20 protein-coding genes are annotated in these 21,486 nt (G+C 42.6%); 10 read left to right on the top strand and 10 right to left on the bottom strand.

Going from position 1 to position 21,486, the window contains the following annotated elements:
- Positions 1-24 precede the first annotated feature (24 nt).
- From manA to KS242_RS17195, 3 genes are all read left to right on the top strand, one after another.
- The gene (gene manA / locus KS242_RS17205; protein ID WP_217322459.1) at positions 25-978 is read left to right on the top strand and encodes a mannose-6-phosphate isomerase, class I; all 954 of its coding nucleotides are present in this window, start codon (positions 25-27) and stop codon (positions 976-978) included.
- 219 nt (positions 979-1,197) lie between these two features.
- On the top strand, positions 1,198-3,216 hold the full coding sequence (locus KS242_RS17200) for a penicillin-binding transpeptidase domain-containing protein (protein WP_217322458.1): 2,019 nt from the start codon (positions 1,198-1,200) through the stop codon (positions 3,214-3,216).
- 112 nt (positions 3,217-3,328) lie between these two features.
- A complete protein-coding gene (locus KS242_RS17195) occupies positions 3,329-3,589 on the top strand; it encodes a DUF4190 domain-containing protein (RefSeq protein ID WP_217322457.1) in 261 nt (86 codons plus the stop codon).
- Between the two features lie 23 nt (positions 3,590-3,612).
- Here the strand turns inward: KS242_RS17195 and KS242_RS17190 are convergent, their stop codons facing one another.
- A complete protein-coding gene (locus tag KS242_RS17190; protein ID WP_305852610.1) occupies positions 3,613-5,088 on the bottom strand; it encodes an amino acid permease in 1,476 nt (491 codons plus the stop codon).
- A gap of 284 nt (positions 5,089-5,372) precedes the next feature.
- The gene (locus tag KS242_RS17185; protein WP_217322455.1) at positions 5,373-6,794 is read right to left on the bottom strand and encodes an amidase family protein; all 1,422 of its coding nucleotides are present in this window, start codon (positions 6,792-6,794) and stop codon (positions 5,373-5,375) included.
- 149 nt (positions 6,795-6,943) lie between these two features.
- Here KS242_RS17185 and KS242_RS17180 point away from each other — a divergent pair, with 149 nt between their 5' ends.
- Entirely contained in the window at positions 6,944-7,564 is a 621-nt protein-coding gene (locus KS242_RS17180) for an acetate uptake transporter (protein ID WP_254391757.1), read from the top strand.
- A gap of 35 nt (positions 7,565-7,599) precedes the next feature.
- Positions 7,600-8,961 carry an amino acid permease gene (locus KS242_RS17175; protein WP_217322453.1) on the top strand — a complete coding sequence of 454 codons (1,362 nt, stop codon included), beginning with the start codon at positions 7,600-7,602 and terminating at the stop codon, positions 8,959-8,961.
- 43 nt (positions 8,962-9,004) lie between these two features.
- Here KS242_RS17175 and KS242_RS17170 read toward each other — a convergent pair whose 3' ends face one another.
- Positions 9,005-9,682: an ABC transporter ATP-binding protein gene (locus KS242_RS17170; protein ID WP_217322452.1), complete on the bottom strand. Its 678-nt coding sequence runs from the start codon at positions 9,680-9,682 to the stop codon at positions 9,005-9,007.
- A 15-nt stretch (positions 9,683-9,697) separates the two neighbouring features.
- A complete protein-coding gene (locus KS242_RS17165) occupies positions 9,698-11,176 on the bottom strand; it encodes an ABC transporter permease (protein ID WP_217322451.1) in 1,479 nt (492 codons plus the stop codon).
- A 205-nt stretch (positions 11,177-11,381) separates the two neighbouring features.
- Here KS242_RS17165 and KS242_RS17160 point away from each other — a divergent pair, with 205 nt between their 5' ends.
- A complete protein-coding gene (locus KS242_RS17160; protein WP_254391756.1) occupies positions 11,382-12,059 on the top strand; it encodes a response regulator transcription factor in 678 nt (225 codons plus the stop codon).
- On the top strand, positions 12,056-13,489 hold the full coding sequence (locus KS242_RS17155) for a sensor histidine kinase (RefSeq protein WP_217322450.1): 1,434 nt from the start codon (positions 12,056-12,058) through the stop codon (positions 13,487-13,489). Before KS242_RS17160 ends, KS242_RS17155 begins: the two co-directional genes overlap by 4 nt.
- A 19-nt stretch (positions 13,490-13,508) precedes the next feature.
- Here KS242_RS17155 and KS242_RS17150 read toward each other — a convergent pair whose 3' ends face one another.
- A complete protein-coding gene (locus tag KS242_RS17150) occupies positions 13,509-15,914 on the bottom strand; it encodes an immune inhibitor A domain-containing protein (RefSeq protein WP_371747645.1) in 2,406 nt (801 codons plus the stop codon).
- Between the two features lie 438 nt (positions 15,915-16,352).
- On the opposite strand from KS242_RS17150, the gene KS242_RS17145 reads away from it, so the two are divergent.
- A complete protein-coding gene (locus tag KS242_RS17145) occupies positions 16,353-16,532 on the top strand; it encodes a hypothetical protein (protein WP_217322448.1) in 180 nt (59 codons plus the stop codon).
- A 14-nt stretch (positions 16,533-16,546) separates the two neighbouring features.
- Here the strand turns inward: KS242_RS17145 and KS242_RS17140 are convergent, their stop codons facing one another.
- A complete protein-coding gene (locus tag KS242_RS17140) occupies positions 16,547-17,008 on the bottom strand; it encodes an 8-oxo-dGTP diphosphatase (protein WP_217322447.1) in 462 nt (153 codons plus the stop codon).
- 1 nt (position 17,009) lies between these two features.
- On the bottom strand, positions 17,010-17,369 hold the full coding sequence (locus KS242_RS17135) for a Lin0512 family protein (RefSeq protein WP_217322446.1): 360 nt from the start codon (positions 17,367-17,369) through the stop codon (positions 17,010-17,012).
- Between the two features lie 100 nt (positions 17,370-17,469).
- On the opposite strand from KS242_RS17135, the gene KS242_RS17130 reads away from it, so the two are divergent.
- Positions 17,470-17,928, top strand: coding sequence for an NUDIX hydrolase (locus KS242_RS17130; RefSeq protein WP_371747571.1), 459 nt, complete (start codon positions 17,470-17,472; stop codon positions 17,926-17,928).
- A gap of 41 nt (positions 17,929-17,969) precedes the next feature.
- Here KS242_RS17130 and KS242_RS17125 read toward each other — a convergent pair whose 3' ends face one another.
- Positions 17,970-18,242 (bottom strand): LPXTG cell wall anchor domain-containing protein, encoded by a 273-nt coding sequence (locus tag KS242_RS17125; protein ID WP_217322444.1) that lies wholly within the window; start codon positions 18,240-18,242, stop codon positions 17,970-17,972.
- A 67-nt stretch (positions 18,243-18,309) separates the two neighbouring features.
- Positions 18,310-19,308 carry a LacI family DNA-binding transcriptional regulator gene (locus tag KS242_RS17120; protein ID WP_217322443.1) on the bottom strand — a complete coding sequence of 333 codons (999 nt, stop codon included), beginning with the start codon at positions 19,306-19,308 and terminating at the stop codon, positions 18,310-18,312.
- Positions 19,309-19,487: 179 nt separating this feature from the next.
- On the opposite strand from KS242_RS17120, the gene KS242_RS17115 reads away from it, so the two are divergent.
- A complete protein-coding gene (locus KS242_RS17115; protein WP_217322442.1) occupies positions 19,488-20,813 on the top strand; it encodes a 6-phospho-beta-glucosidase in 1,326 nt (441 codons plus the stop codon).
- Between the two features lie 420 nt (positions 20,814-21,233).
- On the opposite strand, the gene KS242_RS17110 is transcribed toward KS242_RS17115, so the two are convergent.
- Positions 21,234-21,407, bottom strand: a complete 174-nt coding sequence (locus KS242_RS17110) for a hypothetical protein (RefSeq protein WP_217322441.1) — start codon at positions 21,405-21,407, stop codon at positions 21,234-21,236.
- Positions 21,408-21,486 lie beyond the last annotated feature (79 nt).

Genomic DNA, 21,486 nt, shown 5'->3' with positions numbered 1-21,486 from the left:
GAATCGGAAGGTGAGGATTTATATATGTATACAGAAGAACCTATCTTCCTGGATCCTGTTTTGCAGGAGCGAATCTGGGGAGGTACCAAATTGGCAGAGGTATTTGGATATAATCTGTCATCGGAGCATACTGGCGAAGCTTGGGTAATATCGGCACACCCAAACGGACCAAGTAAAATAAAGAACGGCGCTTTAGCTGGTAAGACATTATTAGATGCCTGGCAGCATCATCGAGAATTGTTTGGCGAATATAGCAACGAAGATTATCCTTTGCTAGTAAAGTTACTTGATGCTAAGACGGATTTATCCGTGCAAGTGCATCCAGATGATACATATGCGCAGAAAGTAGAGAATCAACCGTACGGAAAGACAGAGTGCTGGTATATTGTTGATGCAGAGCCAGGTGCTGAGATTGTGTTCGGCCACCATGCGCAAACGAAAGAGCAGTTAGAGCAAATGATTGACCAAGGCGAATGGGATCAGCTGCTGCGCCGTATTCCAGTATCAAAAGGAGAATTTGTTTATGTGCCAAGTGGCGCTATCCATGCCATTGGTGCGGGTATCGTTATTTTAGAAACACAGCAAAGTTCCGACATTACCTATCGTGTATATGATTACGACCGAGAAGATGATCAAGGAAACACACGTGATCTGCATCTAGATTCGGCCAAGGCCGTTTCAACTGTTCCACATGAAACAACTGATACGAGAAAGCCTGCTGTGACGATAGGAAATTGTACAGAGCAGAAGCTTGTGCAAAACGAATATTTTTCCGTTTATCATTGGCACATAACAGGTGAGTCAGAAGTGAAAACCCCTGATAGCTTCATGCAAGTTAGCATCATTGCCGGGACAGGAGAGATAACTTTGGGCGGCCAGTCTTTCCAGCTGCACAAAGGGGATCACTTCGTTTTACCTGTACACATTGATCGTTACGTTATAAGAGGCAGCATGGAAGCTATTGTGTCCCATGTATGAGGCTTAAACTGTGAGCTTATAAAGCGTAAACAAACCGAACTTCTGAAAATTCTAGTGTAGGATTCTCTGCAGTTCGGTTTGTTATTTGATAACTTGTAATAAAAGCTCATTAGCGACATAGTTAGGTTATTTCCTGGGAAATACTTGGGTTAATTCTGCAAAGTTTTTCCTTTGCTATGCTATAATTGGGGACAGCATATTGAAGAGGAAAGGTGAACTATGAAACGTCTAGCAGCAGTTTTATTTATCGTGAGTGCGCTATTCTTGCTTTCCGCTTGTTCGGATGATCAGTCAGCCAAAGATGGCTTGAATGAGTTCGTTGACAATTGGAATTCACAGGATTTCGATAAGATGTACAGTCAGTTGACAGAAGAATCGCAACAGGATATTACCAAGGAAGCGTTTGTTAAACGTTATACAGATATTTATGAACAAGCTGGCGTCACGGATTTAAAAGTGAAAGTTGGCGAAGTCTCCGAGGAAGAAGCGAAATCTGATGCAGATACCCAGCAGCTTCCATTATCTGTCTCTATGCAGACGGTTGCTGGAGAAGTAGCTTTTGATAAGGATGCAGAGCTTGTGAAAGTGGACGGAGAAGATGGGGCAGCTTGGAAAGTAAACTGGGATCCATCTTATATCTTTGCGCAGTTGAACGGAGAAGAAAGTGTGCGGATATCATCAATTGAACCAGAGCGGGGTCGTATTCTTGATGCAAATGGAGCAGAGCTGGCATTTAATGCAACTGTACCATCCATTGGACTTATCCCAGGTCAGCTTGAAGCTGACGGCAAGACAAAAGATGAGACTTTGAATCAAGTAGCAGAGATTTTGGAGATGGATAGGGAAGAGATTGATTCGCTATTAGAGCAAAGCTGGGTGACGGATGAGGTAAATGTTCCCATCAAGACATTGCGCCCAGATGAGCGTGATCTCGCGAAAGAAGTGACCGCTTTACCTGGTGTACAAAGTACAGAAACTACTTCCAGATTTTACACACTTGGAGAAGCTGCAGCACATTTGACTGGTTATGTGAAGAAAGTAGATGCAGATTTCTTAGAGGAAGACGACAATGCTTCCAATTATAGTTCGACTTCTTATGTCGGCTCGACTGGATTAGAATCTGTCTTTGAAGATAAACTTCGGGGTGAAATCGGCTGGAAGATTTACACAGACTCTAGTGAAGAACAAGAAATTATTGCAGAAACCGAAGTTCAAAATGGGGAAGATGTTGAAACAACAATTGATAGCGAAACGCAAAAAGAGATCTATAACCAGCTGAAGGATGATAGCGGTGCATCTGCAGCAATAGATCCGAAAACCGGAGCAACATTAGCCTTAGTAAGCACACCATCTTATGATCCGAATAATTTCATTTTCGGCTGGGATGCAGAGGAATATGAAAAGCTGTCTAATAATGAGAACAGTCCATTTTCTGCAAAGTTTAATAAAACATACGCACCTGGTTCTACAATCAAGCCGTTAACAGCAGCGGTTGGCTTAGAAAATGGTGTTATCACACCTGATGAGGCGAAACATATTGAAGGAAAAACGTGGGATAATGATGGCAAATTCGGTGACTACAGTGTTACACGTGTATCGAGTAGTTTAAGTGATGTTGACTTGGAGAATGCGCTGATTACTTCCGATAATATTTATTTCGCTATGACAGCGGTGGATACAGGGGCAGAAAACTTCCAAAAAGGTCTGGAGTCATTCGGCTTTGATGAGGAATTAGACTACGCATTCCCAACAAAAGCATCATCTGTTTCAAATGATGGTCTTAACAGTGAAACATTGCTGGCGGACTCTGGATATGGTCAGGGTCAAGTACTCATGTCTCCGCTGCATTTAGCCGCTGCTTATACACCATTCTTAAATGATGGGAATCTGATTAAACCTACATTGCTGAAATCAAAAGCAGCTGAACCTGCAGTGTGGCATGAGGATGTTCTGCCGGCTGATGGAGCAAATGCGATTACAGAGGGTCTTCGCGGTGTTGTAGAAGATGAACGCGGATCAGCTCATCAGCCTGCAGTGGACGGTTTAACGATTGCGGGTAAGACTGGTACAGCTGAGCTGAAGCAAAGCAAAGATGATGAAAATGGGAAAGAAAACGGCTGGTTTGTAGCATATGATTATGATAAGCAAGATATGCTGATTAGTATGATGATAGAAGATGTACAAGATAAGGGCGGCAGTCATTATACGGTTGAAAAAGTGAAGAATGTATTCAAGTAAGTATGGGAAGGCATGCGGTGCAGCTGCATGCTTTTTCTATGATTTGGAAAATGTGCTATAAAAGCAGTTCGTACGGGAATAAAGATAGAGAGAAAAAGGGAGGGATTTAGTCATGGAAGAAAAACGTTATTCGCCGTCAGGTACATTAGCATTAGGAATTTTAGCTATCTTCCTGCCTGTTATTGGTCTTATTACAGGTATCATAGCAATTATATTTGCTAACAAGAGTCTTAAGACTACAGAGGATACGGAGGCAATTAAAGCATTGTACTTAGGCGGAAGAGTATGTGCCATCATTGGTTTATGCTATCAAGGTCTTTTCGTTCTTTATTTAATCTTCATTATCGCGTTGGCTATATCAATGCCTTATTAGTAATGAAAAAACAGCCTCGGACATTAGTCCGGGGCTGTTTCATGTTCAGGAGTTGTTAAATCAACATCCTCTAATTTATGCACTTTTGTTTTGTATTTCACTTTATAGATAATCCAGCACAGCAAGAAGATCGGGATTCCGATATAGGAAGCAATAAAACCGCCCCAGTCAAATCCGTTCTCTGTAAAGGATGAGACACTTTGTCCAATAATGACAAAGATACTCAAGGTGAGTGCAAACAACGGCGCATATGGGTAAAACTTCGCTGTGTAAGGCAAGTCTTTGATGTCATATCCTTGCGCCACATAAGCTTTACGGAAGCGATAGTGACTGACAGCAATCCCGATCCAGATAATAAATCCAGTCATTCCTGATACACTCAGGAGCCATGTATAGACGATACCATTGCCGAAGAATGAGGTAAGGAAGGCCGCGCATCCGACAGCTGCTGTTGCAAGCAAAGCGTTTACCGGTACGCCGTTTTTATTCAGTTTGCCAAGAAAACGCGGAGCTTTTCCTTCTTTTGCAAGATTCCATAACATCCGAGTGCTGGCATACATGCCGGAGTTACCAGCTGACAGCACAGCAGTCAAAATAACAGCGTTCATGACAGATGCAGCAAAAGCAATCCCAGCCTTCTCAAACACTAAAGTGAAAGGACTTAGTCGAACGTCTTCGCTTGCCAAACTCTCCGTTGTATAAGGAATGAGCATACCAATAACGAATATTGCTAGAATATAGAACAAAAGAATTCGCCAGAAAACAGATCGAATTGCTTTCGGTATGGATACTTTTGGATTATCTGCTTCACCTGCAGCAGCTCCTAATAGTTCGGTTCCCATGAAGGAGAACCCTGCTGCCATGAACACCCCAAGTAATGCAAGAAAGCCGCCATTGAACGGAGCATCTTTTACTGTGAAGTTTGAGAAACCAGGAGATTCTCCGCCAAAAATGCCAATGATCATTAATACGCCGACGATAATAAATACAATGACAGTGATTACTTTAATAAGAGAGAACCAATATTCAGATTCTCCAAAGCCTTTAACAGAAATATAATTCAATAAAAACATGATGATCAGGCTGATACCGCTCCAAATCCAAGACGGTACATCTGGAAACCAGAAATCCATAATGAGCGTGACAGCTACGAGTTCTGCCGCAATGGTAGTTGCCCAGCTGAACCAATAATTCCAACCGAGGGCAAAGCCAAGTGATTCATCAATGAATTTGGTAGCATATGTGCTAAAGCTTCCGGATACAGGCATGAAGGCTGCCATCTCTGCCAAACTGGTCATTAGGAAGAACACCATGCTGCCAATTAGAGCGTATGCAAGCAGCGCGCCACCGGGACCTGCTTGGCTGATCGCTCCGCCGCTTGCTAGGAACAACCCTGTTCCAATTGTTCCTCCAAGGGAGATCATCCCCAAATGACGGGCTTTGAGCTTTCGTTGCAGTCCAGGTTCCGTCTTGTTATGTTGTTTGCTCACTTCTTTCACCTCGTCTATAGTATGGGCTTGTTTTATTTGTTTACTAAAAAAAGCCGCAGCGGATACACTTGCTCTATCCGAACGGCTTATTATATACAACAGTGTCATTCTAAATAAAAAAGATAGTGCCCGCTCAAAATGTGCCGAGCTTCGGCAGCTTTACGCTTGAGAGATACATACAAACAAGCTGTAATTAATGATTGGCTATGCAAATTAATGAGTTCTTATGCAATTTAAAACCTCTATAACCTTACTATACAAGGCAAGAGATTTCAACTGTAATTTAGAATAGATTAATTTGGAGCTCTTCGATGCTTTGTGACACTTTCATAGCTGCCGCCGATTTCTATTAAGGTAGATTCCTCAAAAGCACCAGCAGTAAACGTAATTCCAAACGGCTCTCCAGTCTTTGTGTAACCTGCTGGAACAGTTATGGAAGGATAACCCGCTTTTGCTGCAATATCACACCCATGATAGCTTGGAAAGACAATAGCATCTAAAGTAGATTCTGTCATGATTTTATCAATGCCTTCTGTTTGGGAGTCGTGAATATCTGCTAAACGGTCCGCTAAATAGTTACTTTGTTTTAATGTGCCGTCTGTTTTCTCAGCTGCTTCTAACAGATCCTGACCATATGGTAAAGCATTATCGGTGTGCATGCGGTTCCAGTCAATTACCTCTTTTAGTGTATGAGCCGGTAAGTAAGATTCCACAGACTGCAAGTAGCGGTTTACCCCATGTTTAAACTCGTGAAATAAGACGCTTGAATCTCGCGTGATCTCTGGCACATACACATCAATAAGTTCAGCCCCTTCCTCACGTAAGACAGCAAATGCTCTCTCCATCAGTTCCAGTCTGTCTGGATCTAAATTTTCTAATGTGCGTCCATCAATACCAAGACGCTTGTCTTGCAGTCCCTTGTTCTTCAGAAACTCTGTATAATTCGGTACTTGGGGTGCGGCGAGTGTTGCAGGATCACGTGCATCTGAACCTGCTATTACTTGGAGCAACATCGCTGCATCTCGAACAGTTCTTGTCATCGGTCCAGCGGTATCCTGGCTGTGTGCAATCGGGATAATACCAGTTCGAGAGACGAGCCCGACAGTTGGTTTAATCCCGACTAATGAGTTACTGCTTGCGGGACTGAGAATAGAACCACTGGTCTCCGTACCAATACCTACAGCGGCGAGGTTATTAGCTATAGCAGCTCCAGTGCCCGAACTTGAACCACCAACGTCAAAGCTGCCATACGGATTGCGAACTTGACCGCCACGGCTACTAAAGCCATTCGGCATAGGATCGGACATAAAATTAGCCCATTCTGTCATGTTCACTTTGCCTAAAATAATGGCACCTGCTTCTCGCAGCTTTTTGACAATGAAGGCATCAGTTTTAGCATAATGATGGGCCAGCACGAGAGCACCCGCACTTGTATGCATACCATCTGCTGTATTGATATTGTCCTTTAAGAGGACAGGGATACCGTGAAGTTCTCCGCGCAAGTGTTGTTCTTTTCTCTCTTTGTCCATTTGTTCAGCAAGAAATAAGCTATCAGGATTGATTTCCAATATACTGTTCGTTCCGTCTTTACTTGAATCTCTTTTCGCAATTCGCTCCAGATATGTCTGCACTAGCGTCACGGAGGATACTTTCCCGGATGCAAGGTCTGCTTGTAAGGATGAAATACTGGTTTCTTCAATCTTAAATTTACGCATAGACTAGATTCTCCCCTATAAAATGTGTATGATTAGAAAATCTGCTGTATTTGGACAAAACGGGCATTCATATAATTATACTAAATTTTCTTGCAATTGATCTCCCGTATATTTCCAATATAAAGATAAATATGAAAGGGGTATTCATTTTGGAAACATCAAAAACATCAGTGAAGATCGTTACAGCTGACCCGAGTGCATTAGGATTATTCGGTCTGGCAATGGTAACGCTTGTTGCATCTTCTCAGAAGCTAGGTTTAACGGATGGACTTTCTATGATCCTGCCATGGGCATTTTTCTTAGGAGGAATTGCACAGCTGATCGCTTCGATTCAGGATTTCAAACACAATAATATTTTTGGAGCAACAGCTTTTGGCGCTTTTGGACTTTTCTGGTTCGGCGTGGGGATGAGCTGGCTTATGCAGCTTGGAGCACTTGGAGAAAGCTTGCAGACAGGAGCAGACGGCCATCAGTTGGGCGTAGCTTTTATTGGGTATCTTATTTTTAGTCTCTTCATGACAGTTGGAGCTATGGGTACACATAAAGTATTGTTCTTTATTTTCGTGGCAATTGACTTCTTATTTATCGGTTTATCTTTAAGTTCATTTGATATAGCATATGAAGTAACGCATACAATTGCAGGAATTGCAGAGTTAATCATTTCCCTATTATCTTTCTATGGTTCTGCAGCAGCAGTACTAAATGGGCATTATGGTCATACTGTCTTGCCAATTGGTAAAGCATTTGGCCGTTTCATTAAGAAAGATTAAGGCAATTTATTAGATAGTTGGTAAGGAGCATCGACATGGCAAGAAAAGATCAAACACCGAATACATTACACAAAGGGTTGAAGAACCGACATGTGCAGATGATTGCACTTGGCGGGGCGATAGGGACGGGTTTGTTCTACGGTTCTGCTTCTTCCATCGGATTAGCTGGACCGGCAATCTCGCTTGCGTATCTAGTCGGTGGATTGATGATCTTCCTTATTATGCGCGCTTTGGGTGAGTTGTCTGTTGACTCACCTAATTCTGGCTCGATTAGTTATTATGCTCAGCAGAATATGGGCGATTACTTTGGATTTATCTCAGGCTGGAATTATTGGTTCAACTATATTGCCATCAGCATGGCGGAACTAACCGTTGTCGGCATCTATGTGCAATATTGGTTCCCAGATATTCCGACTTGGTTAACAGCATTTGGTTTTCTAGTGTTGATTACCTGTATCAATTTATTGAGTGTCAAGTTATATGGAGAATTTGAATTCTACTTTGCGATTATAAAAGTTGCAGCAATTATCGGGATGATCATTCTCGGGTTGCTCATCATTTTTACTGGTATTGGTAATGACGGCGTTCCTACTGGAATTTCGAACTTGTTTGATGAAGGTGGGTTCATGCCGAATGGCTTGACTGGCGTCGTATTAGCGCTTGTTCTTGTGATGTTCAGTTTCGGCGGAGTGGAGCTTATCGGTATTACAGCAGGTGAAGTAGAGACACCGAAAAAAACGATACCCAAAGCAATCAATCAGGTTGTTTATCGTATCTTAATTTTCTATGTTGGCGCATTACTCGTCATTATGGCGATCTTTCCATGGAATGAAGTGGATGGCAATAGCAGCCCATTCGTCCAGATTTTTGATAGCGTTGGTATACCGGCAGCTGCTGGTATTCTGAATGTCGTTGTTCTTACTGCTGCAGTTTCTGCTTATAACAGCAGTCTGTATAGTAATGGCCGTATGTTACATTCCCTAGCCCGGCAAGGAAGTGCACCTAAGTTTCTTCAAAAGGTGGACAAGCGGACAGGAGCGCCTGTACCTGCTATCTTAGTTTCCTCGGGTGCAGCTGCTATCACAGTCATTCTCAACTTCTTATTTCCCGAGAAAGTCTTTAGTTATTTGATGTCAATTGCAACAGCATCTATCGTGATCAATTGGACAATGATTATGATTAGTCAAATAAGATTTCGGAAACGAATAGGAAGAGAAGCGGAGAAGAAGCTGACATTCAAGCTTCCGTTCTATCCGATATCCAATTATCTTGTCATGCTATTTCTAGCTGCAATCGTTGTAATCATGGCATATATTCCAGATTATCGTCTGGCACTTGTCATTTTACCAATCTGGATTGTTATCTTGTCTATCGGTTATATAGTAAAAAGGAAATAAGAAAATGCGTATCCGTTGATGGATACGCATTTTTCATTAGCTTTTATACATGCTGCAACATGCGGAAACTGCCGTTGGACAGTTGGATGTTAACATCAGATTGTGCTGCAATTTGAGGGTCATGGGTAACCATAATGACACATTTATTTTCCTGGTGAGCGAGATCAATAAACAGTTTTAAGATGTCCTTTGACGTTTCATCATCAAGATTCCCTGTCGGTTCATCTGCTACGATCAATTCGGTATCACAGCAGAATGCACGTGTGATTGCAACTCGCTGCTGCTGTCCGCCGCTAAGGGTGAGAACACGCTGTTTTGCTTGTTCTTCAGAAATACCAACTTTTGCGAGCATCTTTAAGATAAAATCCTCTTGGTTTTCCACTTTTGTCCCAGTAATAGCCATCGCAGACGCTATATTTTGATAAGCTGTCATATAAGGAATCAAATTGTAGGATTGAAAGACAATCGAGACGTAGTCGTGACGAAATTTGCCAAGTCCCATTTTGCGAATAGATTTTCCGTTGTATTCAATATCTCCTTCTCGCGGTTTATCCAACCCTCCTGCTAGAGACAGGAAGGTAGTTTTACCGGATCCGGAAGTTCCAGTAATGGTGTAGAATGTATTTTTATAGAAATCGATATTTACTGTTTGAAAGAGTGGATTTTCTTTATCTGTATACCAATAGCTAACGTTTTTAAATGACAGTAAAGCTGTTTTCATACTTATACCTGCTTTCTATTCTTGTTTAGTTAAAATGTTTTTCGGCTGTAATCGAAGGATGGAAATGGACGGAATCAGTGCTGAGATAATCGCAACTGCCAATCCAATACCGACAAGCAATAGGATATTTTCCCACGTCACATTAATATTTAAGCTGCTGACTGCGTCACTAGACTGGCTGAATACATCAGACACAGCTTGTCCTGGACCGCCGCCCATCGGACCACCGCCGCCAGGTCCTTGCTGCATAGAAGTTGAAGCAGTCTCCGCTGATGCAGTTGTTTGCTGATCTAATAGTTGATTGCCTAACACGTTTGCAATCGGGTTTCCGAATAAAGAAGACAATCCAATTGCTACGATGCTAGTTACCACAATTTCTGTTACAAATTGTCCTGCTAGCTTCCATTTGCTCTCACCAATGGCCATCAAAACACCCATCTCGTACTTACGCTCTCGAATAGAAAGCATAACAATTAGTGCAAGGATAATCGCACCGGCAACTGTGACAAGGTAGACGATATTTTTAGCAAATGATGCCACGTTTTCGATTGGTCCTACCATCTGCTGGTAAAGATCATCGTTTGCATCTAATTCATATACATCAAAATCGACATCTGTCTTCTCAGCTGCACGAAGGAATGCATCAATGTTCTCTGCATCATCCATTTGATATGTTACCGATTCTACGGTATCCGTATAATCTTCGCCTTTTAGCGTATTTGCTGCAGTATAAGGTACATAAACTGTGTTGTACGGATTCAAGAATGAAAAATTCATTGCTTGGTCACTGCCTGCAGAACTAGTCTCATAAATACCGACAATTTCTAATTCTTGTGTTGTATCTTCATCGTTGGAAGAACTGATTGTGATTGTATCACCAACTACTAAATCATTTTCCTCAGCAAGTGTTTGCTCAATTACAGCAACATTGCTGCCAGCATCAGATGTTTCAATACCGCGACCATCAACAATTTCTGCTTCTCCATCGCTAAAACTGTCTGCTTCATCACTCGTTAGTGTACCGTTGACAGTCAGGTCAGCTTGTACCATACCGCCTCGGCCTTGATCTCCACCAAGGGCCTGTTCACTATTAGTATCACTGCTGTCACTTTCTGATGAGGTGCTGCTTTCTATAATATCGAAGTCTTCTGCATTCGCTGATGCTGATACAGAATAGTTGTAGCTATTCACATGATCCAAAGCTGCAATAGACGCTGCATCATCCAAGCTTATAGGGGTACTTGTAAATTGCGGCGGTCCATCTGTTTCACTTTGCTCACTTCTTTGCTGCTCCATTGCTGCTTCACGATCAACCTGCAGTGTGACAGAGCCTCCGAGTTCTTGCCTTGCCAACTCACTGGATGCTTTGGCAGCAGATTGTATGGTTAATCCAGATAGTACAAACACACATATGACTGTGAAAATAATCAGCTGAAGCAATGTCTTACCTTTTTTTGCTTTCATACTCCAAAATGCACGTTTTATAAAATTCATTACACCGTCTCCTTTATGTTTTTCAAGCATGCTATAATGCGTCTGTGTCATGCCGACTCTAACTAATTGCTAGTATGGCGTCTTGCGCTGAAGTACACATGAAAGATAGCTGAAGGTTTGCTGAAAGTGAAAAAAAACGGGAATCTTCAGCTGTTTCTCAGCTAGTTGTTCCATAATGAAGAAAAAAGAAAGAATGGATAACAGGATGGAAAAAATCAAAGTTTTAATCGTTGATGATGAACAAACAATTACACAGTTCCTAATGCTGGGATTACAAAATGAAGGATATATAGTAGAAAGTGCTGCTGATGGAATGCAAGGAATTTCCAAAGCAGAACAATTCGAACCGCATCTGGTTATTTTGGATGTGATGATGCCGGGGATGGATGGTTTTGAGGTATGTCGCATGCTGAAAAAGAAAGGCAGAAAGCTATCTATTATTATGCTGACTGCCAGGGATCAAGTAGATGATCGGATTAAAGGGCTGAACGACGGAGCTGATGATTACTTAGTCAAACCTTTTAGCTTTGAAGAATTGCTCGCCAGAATGCAAGCGCGCTTGCGTAATCAATTCCCGGAAATAGGTGATTCATTGCAAGCAGGTCCTTTGCGAATTGATGACCGTCGGAAAGAAGCTTATTTGGAAGAAGAGGTGCTAAAGCTGTCACCAACAGAGTATGAACTGCTCAAGTATTTAGTAATGAATCAAGGTATTGTGCTGAGCAAGGCACTCATTCTTGATAAAGTATGGGGCTACAGTTTCAATGGAGAAGAAAACATTGTAGAAGTGTATATACGGTCTTTGCGAGAGAAGCTGCATGACAAAGATCGGCAGCTGATTCGAACGATCCGTGGTGCGGGCTATCGCCTGGATGTGAGATGAAGAAAAGATTACAGCAAGTAAGACCAAAAACGCTTAATAAACAGATCGTGGCTTTATCTTGTCTGATTCTAGCCATCATTCTAATCGTAGTCGGTATCCTGCAGTATATTTTAATGAAAGATTTTCTCTATCAAAATGAAGCGGATGCGATGCAAGCGCAGCTGCATTCACTTCCGCCGGTATTATTAAATGATGATGTATCAGATATGCGCCAGCCCTTTCTGTTTGATCATTCTTTGGCGAAGATAGATACAGCTGGAAACTACACAGATCTGTCAGCGGAATCGAGTCTTTCTAGCCCCCGCCTCGAGCAAGAGGATATTCAGACGGCGGTGAATAACAGAGACGATAAGGACGCACAATATATCGTTACAGAAGATGAAGAAGGGAATGAACAGCTTGTTGTTATCATGGCGGAAGGCCGCTTTGGTAATATAACAAGCTACTTGCAAGCAGGGACAAAAACAGCGCCTTTAGAAGATATCATCAATGGACAGCTGCAAGTCTTCATCCTATTAGCTGTATTGGCATTAGGAGCAGGCGGCTTACTGTATACACAAGTAATTAAAAAAGCATTGGATCCGCTGCACCGGATTATTCGCAAGGTTGAGCGAACAAGTGCGGAAAACTTGTCGGAACGGCTGGATGAAGAAACAGAACAAGTTGAGATTAAGCGGCTTACACTCGCGTTTAACCAAATGATTGAGCGAATTGACCGTTCGTTTCAATCGGAAAGGGAAGCGAAGGAGCAGATGCAGCGTTTTATCGCAGATGCTTCTCATGAATTGCGCACACCGCTCACATCCATCCATGGATTTCTTGAAGTACTGCTGCGCGGAGCCGCGAGTAACTCTGACCAGTTATATCCTGCATTGGAGAGTATGCTAAAGGAATCACAGCGGATTAAGAAGTTAGTTGAGGATTTGCTGTTACTTACCAAGCTTGAACAATCAGAAGGGCTGCAGTTACAGCAATTGAACTTGAATCAAGTATTAGAAGAATTGCAGCCGCATTTTGAAATGCTGGCTGGGAATCGGGAACTGCGTCTTTTGATGCAGGAGCAGATTATGGTGGAGGCTGACAGAGATAAGCTGAAACAAGTGATGCTGAACTTGTTTTATAATGCTGTCCAGCACACCAATCCCGAGCAAGGCGTCGTTGAAATACAATTGCAAACAAATCATGCTGCAGCGGAAATGCGTATCCGTGATAATGGCTCCGGTATACCTGCAGCGCATATAGCGCATATATTTGATCGATTTTATCGCAGTGACAGTTCGCGTACACGTCAGCAAGGCGGTGCAGGACTAGGTTTGTCGATCAGTCATTCTATTATAAAGGCCCATCAAGGTACAATTGAAGTCGCGAGCGAAGAAGATAAAGGCACCATTTTCACCGTGCTGCTACCGAAAAAAAGCAGGAACCTTTAACAGGTTCCTGCTTTATCATTTAATCTTCATGTGAGATTTCAATTTTACCAACTGAACCGTCTCTGCTGTCCGCTTTTACTTCAAACTCCAATCCGTATTCTGGTACGTTACGTCCAGCATCAGGGAGTGCTTTATTCAAGTAGTTGTCATCATCCTCAAATTCATCATAGCGCTTTGTATGGTTATCTTTAAGTGTCAAACCAGTTGTAGCGCGATAATCAAGGAACATTTTTTCTGACTTGTCTTTGCTAAATGCTGCATCATGGATTTGATATCGTGTGGAAGCCACAGATTTATCGCTCCAGTAAAGTGCTTTTTGGTCCGCATCGACTACACCTAGGAATCCTTCACCTGGATGTGTGCCTGTGTAGTTATTGTCATAGGAATTATCTACATACCAGACTAGCAGACCTTCATTGTAGCTCATCAAGCTATCTCCACGGCGAATATGGTCAAGTCCAAGGTCAACACCGTTGTGCGTACGCCATTCAAGCAAGTAATAATGTTCGGATAAAGAAACTCCCTTATCCTTTGCGAATCCATTTAGCGCAAAGCTGCTGTCAGACTCTGCATCATCTGTGAGGACAGAGCTCCCATCTGCTGTCACTTGAATGTCATCGACATAGAACCCGGGGTTGCTTGCTGCTACATCTGTCCAGTAGTTTAGTGAAAGTTCAACTTCCTGACCAGCGTACGCACTCAGGTCGAAGGTTGCATCTACCCAGCCATCAGAAGTACCAGTGATCCCATCACCTGGGTTTTGTTCATTCGGATTATCTGTTGTTGTAATGGAGCCAGGGATGGTCTTACCGTTTACTTGAACAGAAGCATAATCCCAGTCTTGTTCAATGTCATACCACGTCTTGAATGTAAGCTCGGCTGAAGAGGCATTAGTCAAATCAACCGCTGTTGTCATATTGTTATCAACGTCATTTCCTTTCCCGCTAAAGTACGCATAAGTACCGCTAGCAGGCTTTGTAATCTCTTTTTCCTTATCTGGCAGATTCACACGGATGACATCATTATTGGTTCCTTTTGTCACTGCTTCATCCAACAGCAGCTCAATTCCGTCATCATCTAGATCTTTGGCATCAATAGTTGTACCGCTAAGCCAGTTGCCGCCGTGCGCGTTTTGCAAGTATTCCTTAGCATAAGCACTGAATCCAGACGGCTCTGTTCCCGGAACATCACCAGCCCAGCTTCCGCTTGCCATAATAGACCAATATGCAACAGCTTCACCTTGACCTGTATAATTTGTGTCATACTCATCCGGTAAACCTAGGTCATGGCCATATTCGTGTGCAAACACGCCCATTGCGCCATCTTCTGGCATCATTGTGTAATCATATGCCGCCAGCTGTCCGTCAAAACGGTCACTTGTAGAGCTTCCGCCCGGAACAGCTACAAGTCCGCCAAGATTCCAACGGTGAGACCAAATCGCGTCAGCGCCAAGGTTTCCGCCGCCAGCTTCCTCACCAACACCTGCGTGAATAACCATCAGATGGTCAATGATGCCATCTGGCTCATGATAGACACCGTCACCATCATAGTCATCGCGATCCCACTGATCATAATCGCTAAGATTTACATTTGGATCTTCGCCCGCTTTTCTTAGAGCTTCATAAACCAATTCACGAGCTGCCGCATCACTTCCATCTGGAGCAGGGTCATTTCCACCGTAATATGCAGCAGGATGATCTGCTGTATACCAGCCGGCTATCTCGCCATCAACGGTATAGCTTCCGCCAGACTGATTTTCATAATACTGTTTCATGGAAGTGAAATTTTGGCCATCGGGACCAGTGTAGCCCTTTTCACCAAAGACCATGTCTTGGTAGTGATCATGTGTATAATCTTCATACCACATATCTGTTTCTTCAGGTGTAATGGAACTGTTCTGGTAATCAGGGAAGTCAATTGCCAAGACAAGTACTTTATCTTTGCGGACTTCTCCGTCATATGCTTCTTCTTTTACGTTATCAACTTTCTTGTTTTTCTTTTTGTCTTTCCCTTTCTTCCATGAATCTTCTCGCTTAGACTGGCTCGCAGCATTATCTGCGTTCCCATTCTCTTTATCCGTGTCGCTTACGACCGTTTCATCAATCTTAGCTTCTTCTAATTCCTCTGGCAGTGGTTCCTTCGCAGCTTCTTCACTTTTTTCTTCCCGCTCTTTCAAGTAGGCATTCACTGCTTCCTGTGCTTCTGTTTCGGTAGCATCTCTACTGATTTTTCCTTCTTCTTTCAGTAATTCAATAAGTTTATCTGTATTGGCAATTGCACTGTCAAAAGGACCACCTTGTGTGGTTTTCGGCGAATAGGTTACAGCAGGTACGTTCTCTGCGGTTGCAGCTTCTGTTTCTTGTGCGGGCGTCAATGATAATGTAAAAGTGCTAAATCCAATAACTGCTGCCATCGCAGAAGCCATCCATTTATTCTTCTTCAAGCATGTCACTCTCCCTTGTGCTAATAGTTTAAATAGTCGGAAAACAAAAGGTGTATGTAGGTAAAGTTTTCCTTAAAAGATAGTATAGCTTCAAGTTTGCTAGATTCACAATGGTTCTTTAGAAGGGGGAGCAGCAGTAAGGAGCCTGATTTCATGCGGTTTTCGTGAGTTATTCTCACACAATCCGACAGAATAAGAAGGAAAGTTGGGAAAGATGATAGTAGAAATAATTACAGATTTCATATAAATGTGTAGAAGCATGCAGGAAGTTGGGAAAGTGGGAAACTGCTGAAAATCATGCTTCACACCTAAAAAATAAGTAAAAATACCTAGTTGGTAATGTTCTATTTATCATATTACCTATTAAGAAGTTACAATAACTGGAACTGATATATAATAGATTTTAAGGGGGAGCTAAATATGTGGATTAAAGTAGGTATTACAATGCTGATTATTGCGTTTCTGCAGTTATTCACACTGCATGTAGCAGAACAATTCACTGTTATTTCTACGTCACTATTTTATTATCCGGTAGGAAGCGCCATCTTCGGCAGCTTTTGCATCACATTAATGTATATAGTAAAGGAAAGAGGAAGCTGACTGGCTCCCTCTTTTTAGGTGTACAAAACTGCTTCCTTGTCAGCGGTTTCTTCAGATCCTGCTTGAAGATACAATTCGAAGGTGCCTTCTTGAAAGAATAGTGGAAAGGCTGTACGAACAACATCTTGCATAGGCAGCTCCATTGCATCTGATTTTTTGAACCAAGAGGGCTTCCCTTCTCGTGATTCTGTCAGTAAATGACCGGAAAAGGAGCTTGTGATATAGTAAAAAATCAGATAACGAACATGTTGTTTCTCATCGACATAATGCTGTATACCTTTGTATTCCAAGTCCTGCACATCCAGCCCGGTCTCTTCTTTTACTTCACGTATGGCACTGGACATAAGACTCTCCGGAAAGTCGACTTTCCCGCCAGGCGGAATAAAACCGCTGAAATCATCATGCTGCCGGTCTAATAAAAGTACGTGATCTTCTGTGTGCACCATGACCATGTTATAAAGTTTGTGAGCAACCATGTTAGCAGCCTGTTTCGACGGAAGCATTAACGATATACATCATGTCGTTTTTATCCTGTTTCTCCTCTAAGAAAATAGCGCTTGAAGTCAGCATTCCACCATCAATAACTTCCACTGTAACGGTACCGTATGGAATACGAGCTTTTACTTGTTCGATATCTAGCTTGTCCTTATCGGCAGGAACTGCGAGTCGTATATTCACCTTCATATTATGTAAGTCATTTTCGGGAAGCACACTCTTAATACCTGGCATTGAGTTTGTGTGAATGGCATTCACAACTGCGCGGACGGCAGCCTTGGTCACGTCTTGACCATGAACATCAACGCCGAATCCGGTTTGAATGAACATGATTTTATCCATATAATCACTCCTTGTTCTCTTTATCTTAACTGTATCACATCGGGAACAAAGAATTCTATTAGCTGGGTATACATTTGGTAAAATGAAGAAGAGAGGAGTAATGCTTGTGAATTATGTAGAAAATCTCCGTAAATATATTGGGCATCAGCCGGTCATATTAGTCGGGGCATTATGTTTGCTTTTTGATCGTGAAAAACGTGTTCTATTGCAGCAGCGGGTTCACCCTCATGAAACATGGGGTTTGCCAGGAGGATTGATGGAGCTTGGTGAATCAGCAGAACAAACAGCCGCTAGAGAAGTGTTAGAAGAGACAGGACTGACTGTTGAAGGTCTAGAGCTGGTCGATGTGTATTCTGGGAAAGATAACTTTGCCGTAGCTGCAAATGGTGATGAATTCTACAATGTAACGATTGTTTATCGTGCGAATTCTTATATTGGAGAGCTCGTGCATGACGAAACGGAATCAATCCAGCTGGCATTTTTCCCGCTGGACGCATTACCGGAAAAGATGATCGGCAGTCACCGGCGTATTTTAAATGACTTTAGTGAAAAGGAGTAGCTGCTTAGGCTATTCCTTTTCATTCTACGTGCCTCCGTCCTTCACGGCATGGACGAAACACTGATTTCAATGAGCGCAGATAGCAATGCCAGCAGAATAAGTATAGAGGTAGATAGCGCTACTAACCGATCACTATTGTCTATTCTTTCTCTGCGTTTCCATAATAAGAATAGACCGGCACCTAATAACGCGGCAGCGCCCCAGATGATAAGGCCAAATGTGGTGAAAAGCTTCTCCCATGCTGCCAGCCAAAACACTAGTATACCTAGATGGATTGTACAAACTGTAAGATTAGTGAGTTTCCTTATTACCATATTATGTATTCCTCCTATGTGACTATCCTAGCATAGGAAACGAATCTATTTACTATTTTCTATAATTTTATGTCCCTTGCGTCACAGCTTTGGCAGTTGATTGTCGCTCGGTAATCGAGAAGGAAAGTGGTCTAGCAGTATAAGCAGACGCTGTTAACAGGGCATACAAGCGGCGGAATGCTTCAGCTCCCATTTCCTTAAGCGGATTACGTACATGTGTCAGCTCCATGAGGCCAGCGATATCACTTTGATCAGATTCAAACCCGACCAGACCCAGCTCATCTGGAATACGAATACCATTCTTTTGTGCTTCTGCTGCCATGCCGGCAGCGACATAATCGCTGGCATGGATAACTGCATCAGGCATTCTTTTCCTGGCTAGCAGTTCTTGAAGGGCTTTACGTCCGTCATCAACAGTGAATGTCTCATTTAAAATCCACTCCTTATGAATGGGAAGGTTATGTTTTCTCAACACATCCTCAAATGCTTTCTTTCGCTCCAGGCTATTTCTGCTGTCTGTTCGGCCGATTGTGCAAGCGATGCGAGTATAACCTTTCTCTATCAAATGCTCCAGACCGAGCTGGAAGCCCTCATAATGATTCATATAGATAGATGATATTTTCGAGTGCTGCAAAGGCTCGCATGTCATAATCGGTCCGTATTTTGTATAGGTGCTGACTTTTTCCCAACTAGTTTCGCAGCGCAAAATAATTAGACCATCGAGGCGTTTCTGGCGCAGCATCTCCAACGCTTGCAGTTCCTGTTCAGGCTTTCCGTTCGTTTGATAAAGTAATGTTTGATAATGACAGGAAGCGCCTGCCTCCGCTATGCCTTGGACAATTTGCATAAAGTAGTGGCTGATAGAAGGAGATACAATGCCTATTGTATTTGTTTTGCCTTTTTTCAGCTGAACAGCATTGCTGTTTTGTATATAATCCAATTCATCAATAATTTTCTGTACTTTGTTTCTTGTCTCTTCGTGGACGTGCGGGTGGTGATTGAGGACACGGGAAACAGTGCTGCGGGAAACACCAGCCAGCTTGGCAATCTGCTTGATATTACTCATGTGCATCACCTCTTTGGAAATCGCTTTCTTTCCTTTATTGTAGCGGAAAATGACCTTCTTGTATGCTTTCAGCTGCTCCTTTACAAATTCCTTACGAATTTGTACTTGACCTGGGATGCATTCCAGCATATAAGCTTTGTTTGCAGAGATAAAACATAACCAAATAGGAGGCCGAAATCATGGGGAAATTGAAGATCGTTACAATTGGCGGAGGTTCCAGCTATACACCTGAAATCGTAGAAGGATTCATTAAGCGTTATGAGGAGCTGCCGATTACGGAGCTTTGGCTTGTCGATGTGGAAGCAGGAAAAGAAAAGCTAGAGATTGTAGGAAACATGGCAAAGCGTATGGTCAAAGAAGCAGGACTTCCAATTGATGTACATTTGACATTGGATCGCCGCGAAGCTTTGAAGGATGCCGACTTTGTAACGACGCAATTCCGTGTCGGTCTATTGGATGCCCGTGCAAAAGATGAGCGTATTCCATTAAAATATAATGTTATCGGTCAGGAAACAAATGGACCGGGCGGCTTGTTCAAAGGTTTGCGAACTATTCCAGTTATTCTTGATATCTGCAAGGATATGGAGGAGTTGTGTCCGAACGCTTGGCTCGTTAACTTCACCAATCCAGCTGGTATGGTAACAGAAGCAGTGCTTCGCTATTCCAATATCAATAAAGTCGTTGGCTTATGTAATGTGCCGATTATGATGAAAATGCAAGTAGCAGAGCTGCTCGGGGCAGATGGTGATCGTGTGCATATTGACTTTGCTGGGCTGAATCACATGGTATTTGGTTTGAATGTATACTTGGACGGCGAGAATGTGACAGAGACAGTGCTTGATAAAATGACGAGCGAAGAGAATAAAATGACGATGCAAAATATCAAAGCGATGGATTGGGAGCCGGGTTTTATCAAAGGATTGAAGGCGATTCCTTGTCCATACCACCGTTATTATTATAAAACATCCAGCATGCTGGAAGCGGAGCTGGAATCAGCGGATAGCGAAGGAACTCGTGCTGAGGTTGTGCAAGGCGTAGAGCGTGACTTGTTCGAGCTTTATAAAGATCCAAATTTGGCGCATAAACCAGAACAGCTGTCCAAGCGCGGCGGTGCATACTACAGTGATGCAGCCTGCAGCTTAATCAACTCGATTTACAATGACAAACGCGATATCCAAACAGTGAACACAGTGAATAACGGTGCGATTCAAAGCATTCCGAATGATTCAGCCATTGAAATCAACAGTGTCATTACAAAAGATGGTCCAAAACCTATCGGAATTGGTGACTTGCCTGTTGCTGTACGCGGACTCGTTCAGCAAATAAAGTCATTTGAGCGTGTTGGAGCAGAAGCTGCCGTAACAGGTGACTACAATACGGCGCTGCTGGCAATGACAATCAACCCGCTAGTTCCTTCTGATGAGACAGCGAAGAAAATTGTGGATGAGATGCTGGAAGCACATAAAGAGCATTTGCCGCAGTTCTTTAAAAAGATAGAAGCATAAAAGGAATAAAAAATAGTTGCATGAAAATCCAAACAATACTGCTGTTAATTGCAGCGTTGTTTGGATTTTTCGCACTAGATACTTAGATAGAGCACCGCTTCGGAAATACAATCCGCTTTCCTGCGGGCGGCTGGGGAGCCACCTTGTGCAAAGAACGCACTGCGGGAGTCTCCGTGTATTTCCTACGCTGATTTGTGTATGGGAAATCTTCACTAGTGTAGAGCTAGAACACAGACTCCTCGAAAATATGAAGCGATTTTCTTGTCGGTGTCTTGCATCAAAAGCTAGGCTTGCTCAATGGTAACAGCAAAAGTTGGAAAGGCAGCAGCCGTCAAAGGACTGCATTAAGATGTATTAATTGTTCGCTTTTAAGATGGAGTAATCTTATTTTGTTCCAATCTCTATTTACATATGCCTACGTTATTCGGCGACTTGCTCTTTCTGTTCTTTCTTTGCTGCATATATAGCACCTATCTGACTAATTAATATGACGAAATAAAACCAGTTAATGCTGACTTCTTGAACGAACTGATAGATAAGCTCAGCACTTGCTAAAAATGCCGCTATATAGAATAAAGTTAGCCATTTTTTCATCCAATACCCACCTCTTAATTATTCAAAAAACACCTATTACATAACTATAATACCAAAATATAGTATGATTTTCAGCTGT

The sequence above is a fragment of the Terribacillus sp. DMT04 genome, from assembly GCF_019056395.1.
GTDB classification, from domain to species: Bacteria; Bacillota; Bacilli; order Bacillales; family Amphibacillaceae; genus Terribacillus; species Terribacillus aidingensis_A.
Note: the sequence above shows the minus strand (reverse complement) of the source record. Positions and strands in the feature narration are given on the sequence as shown.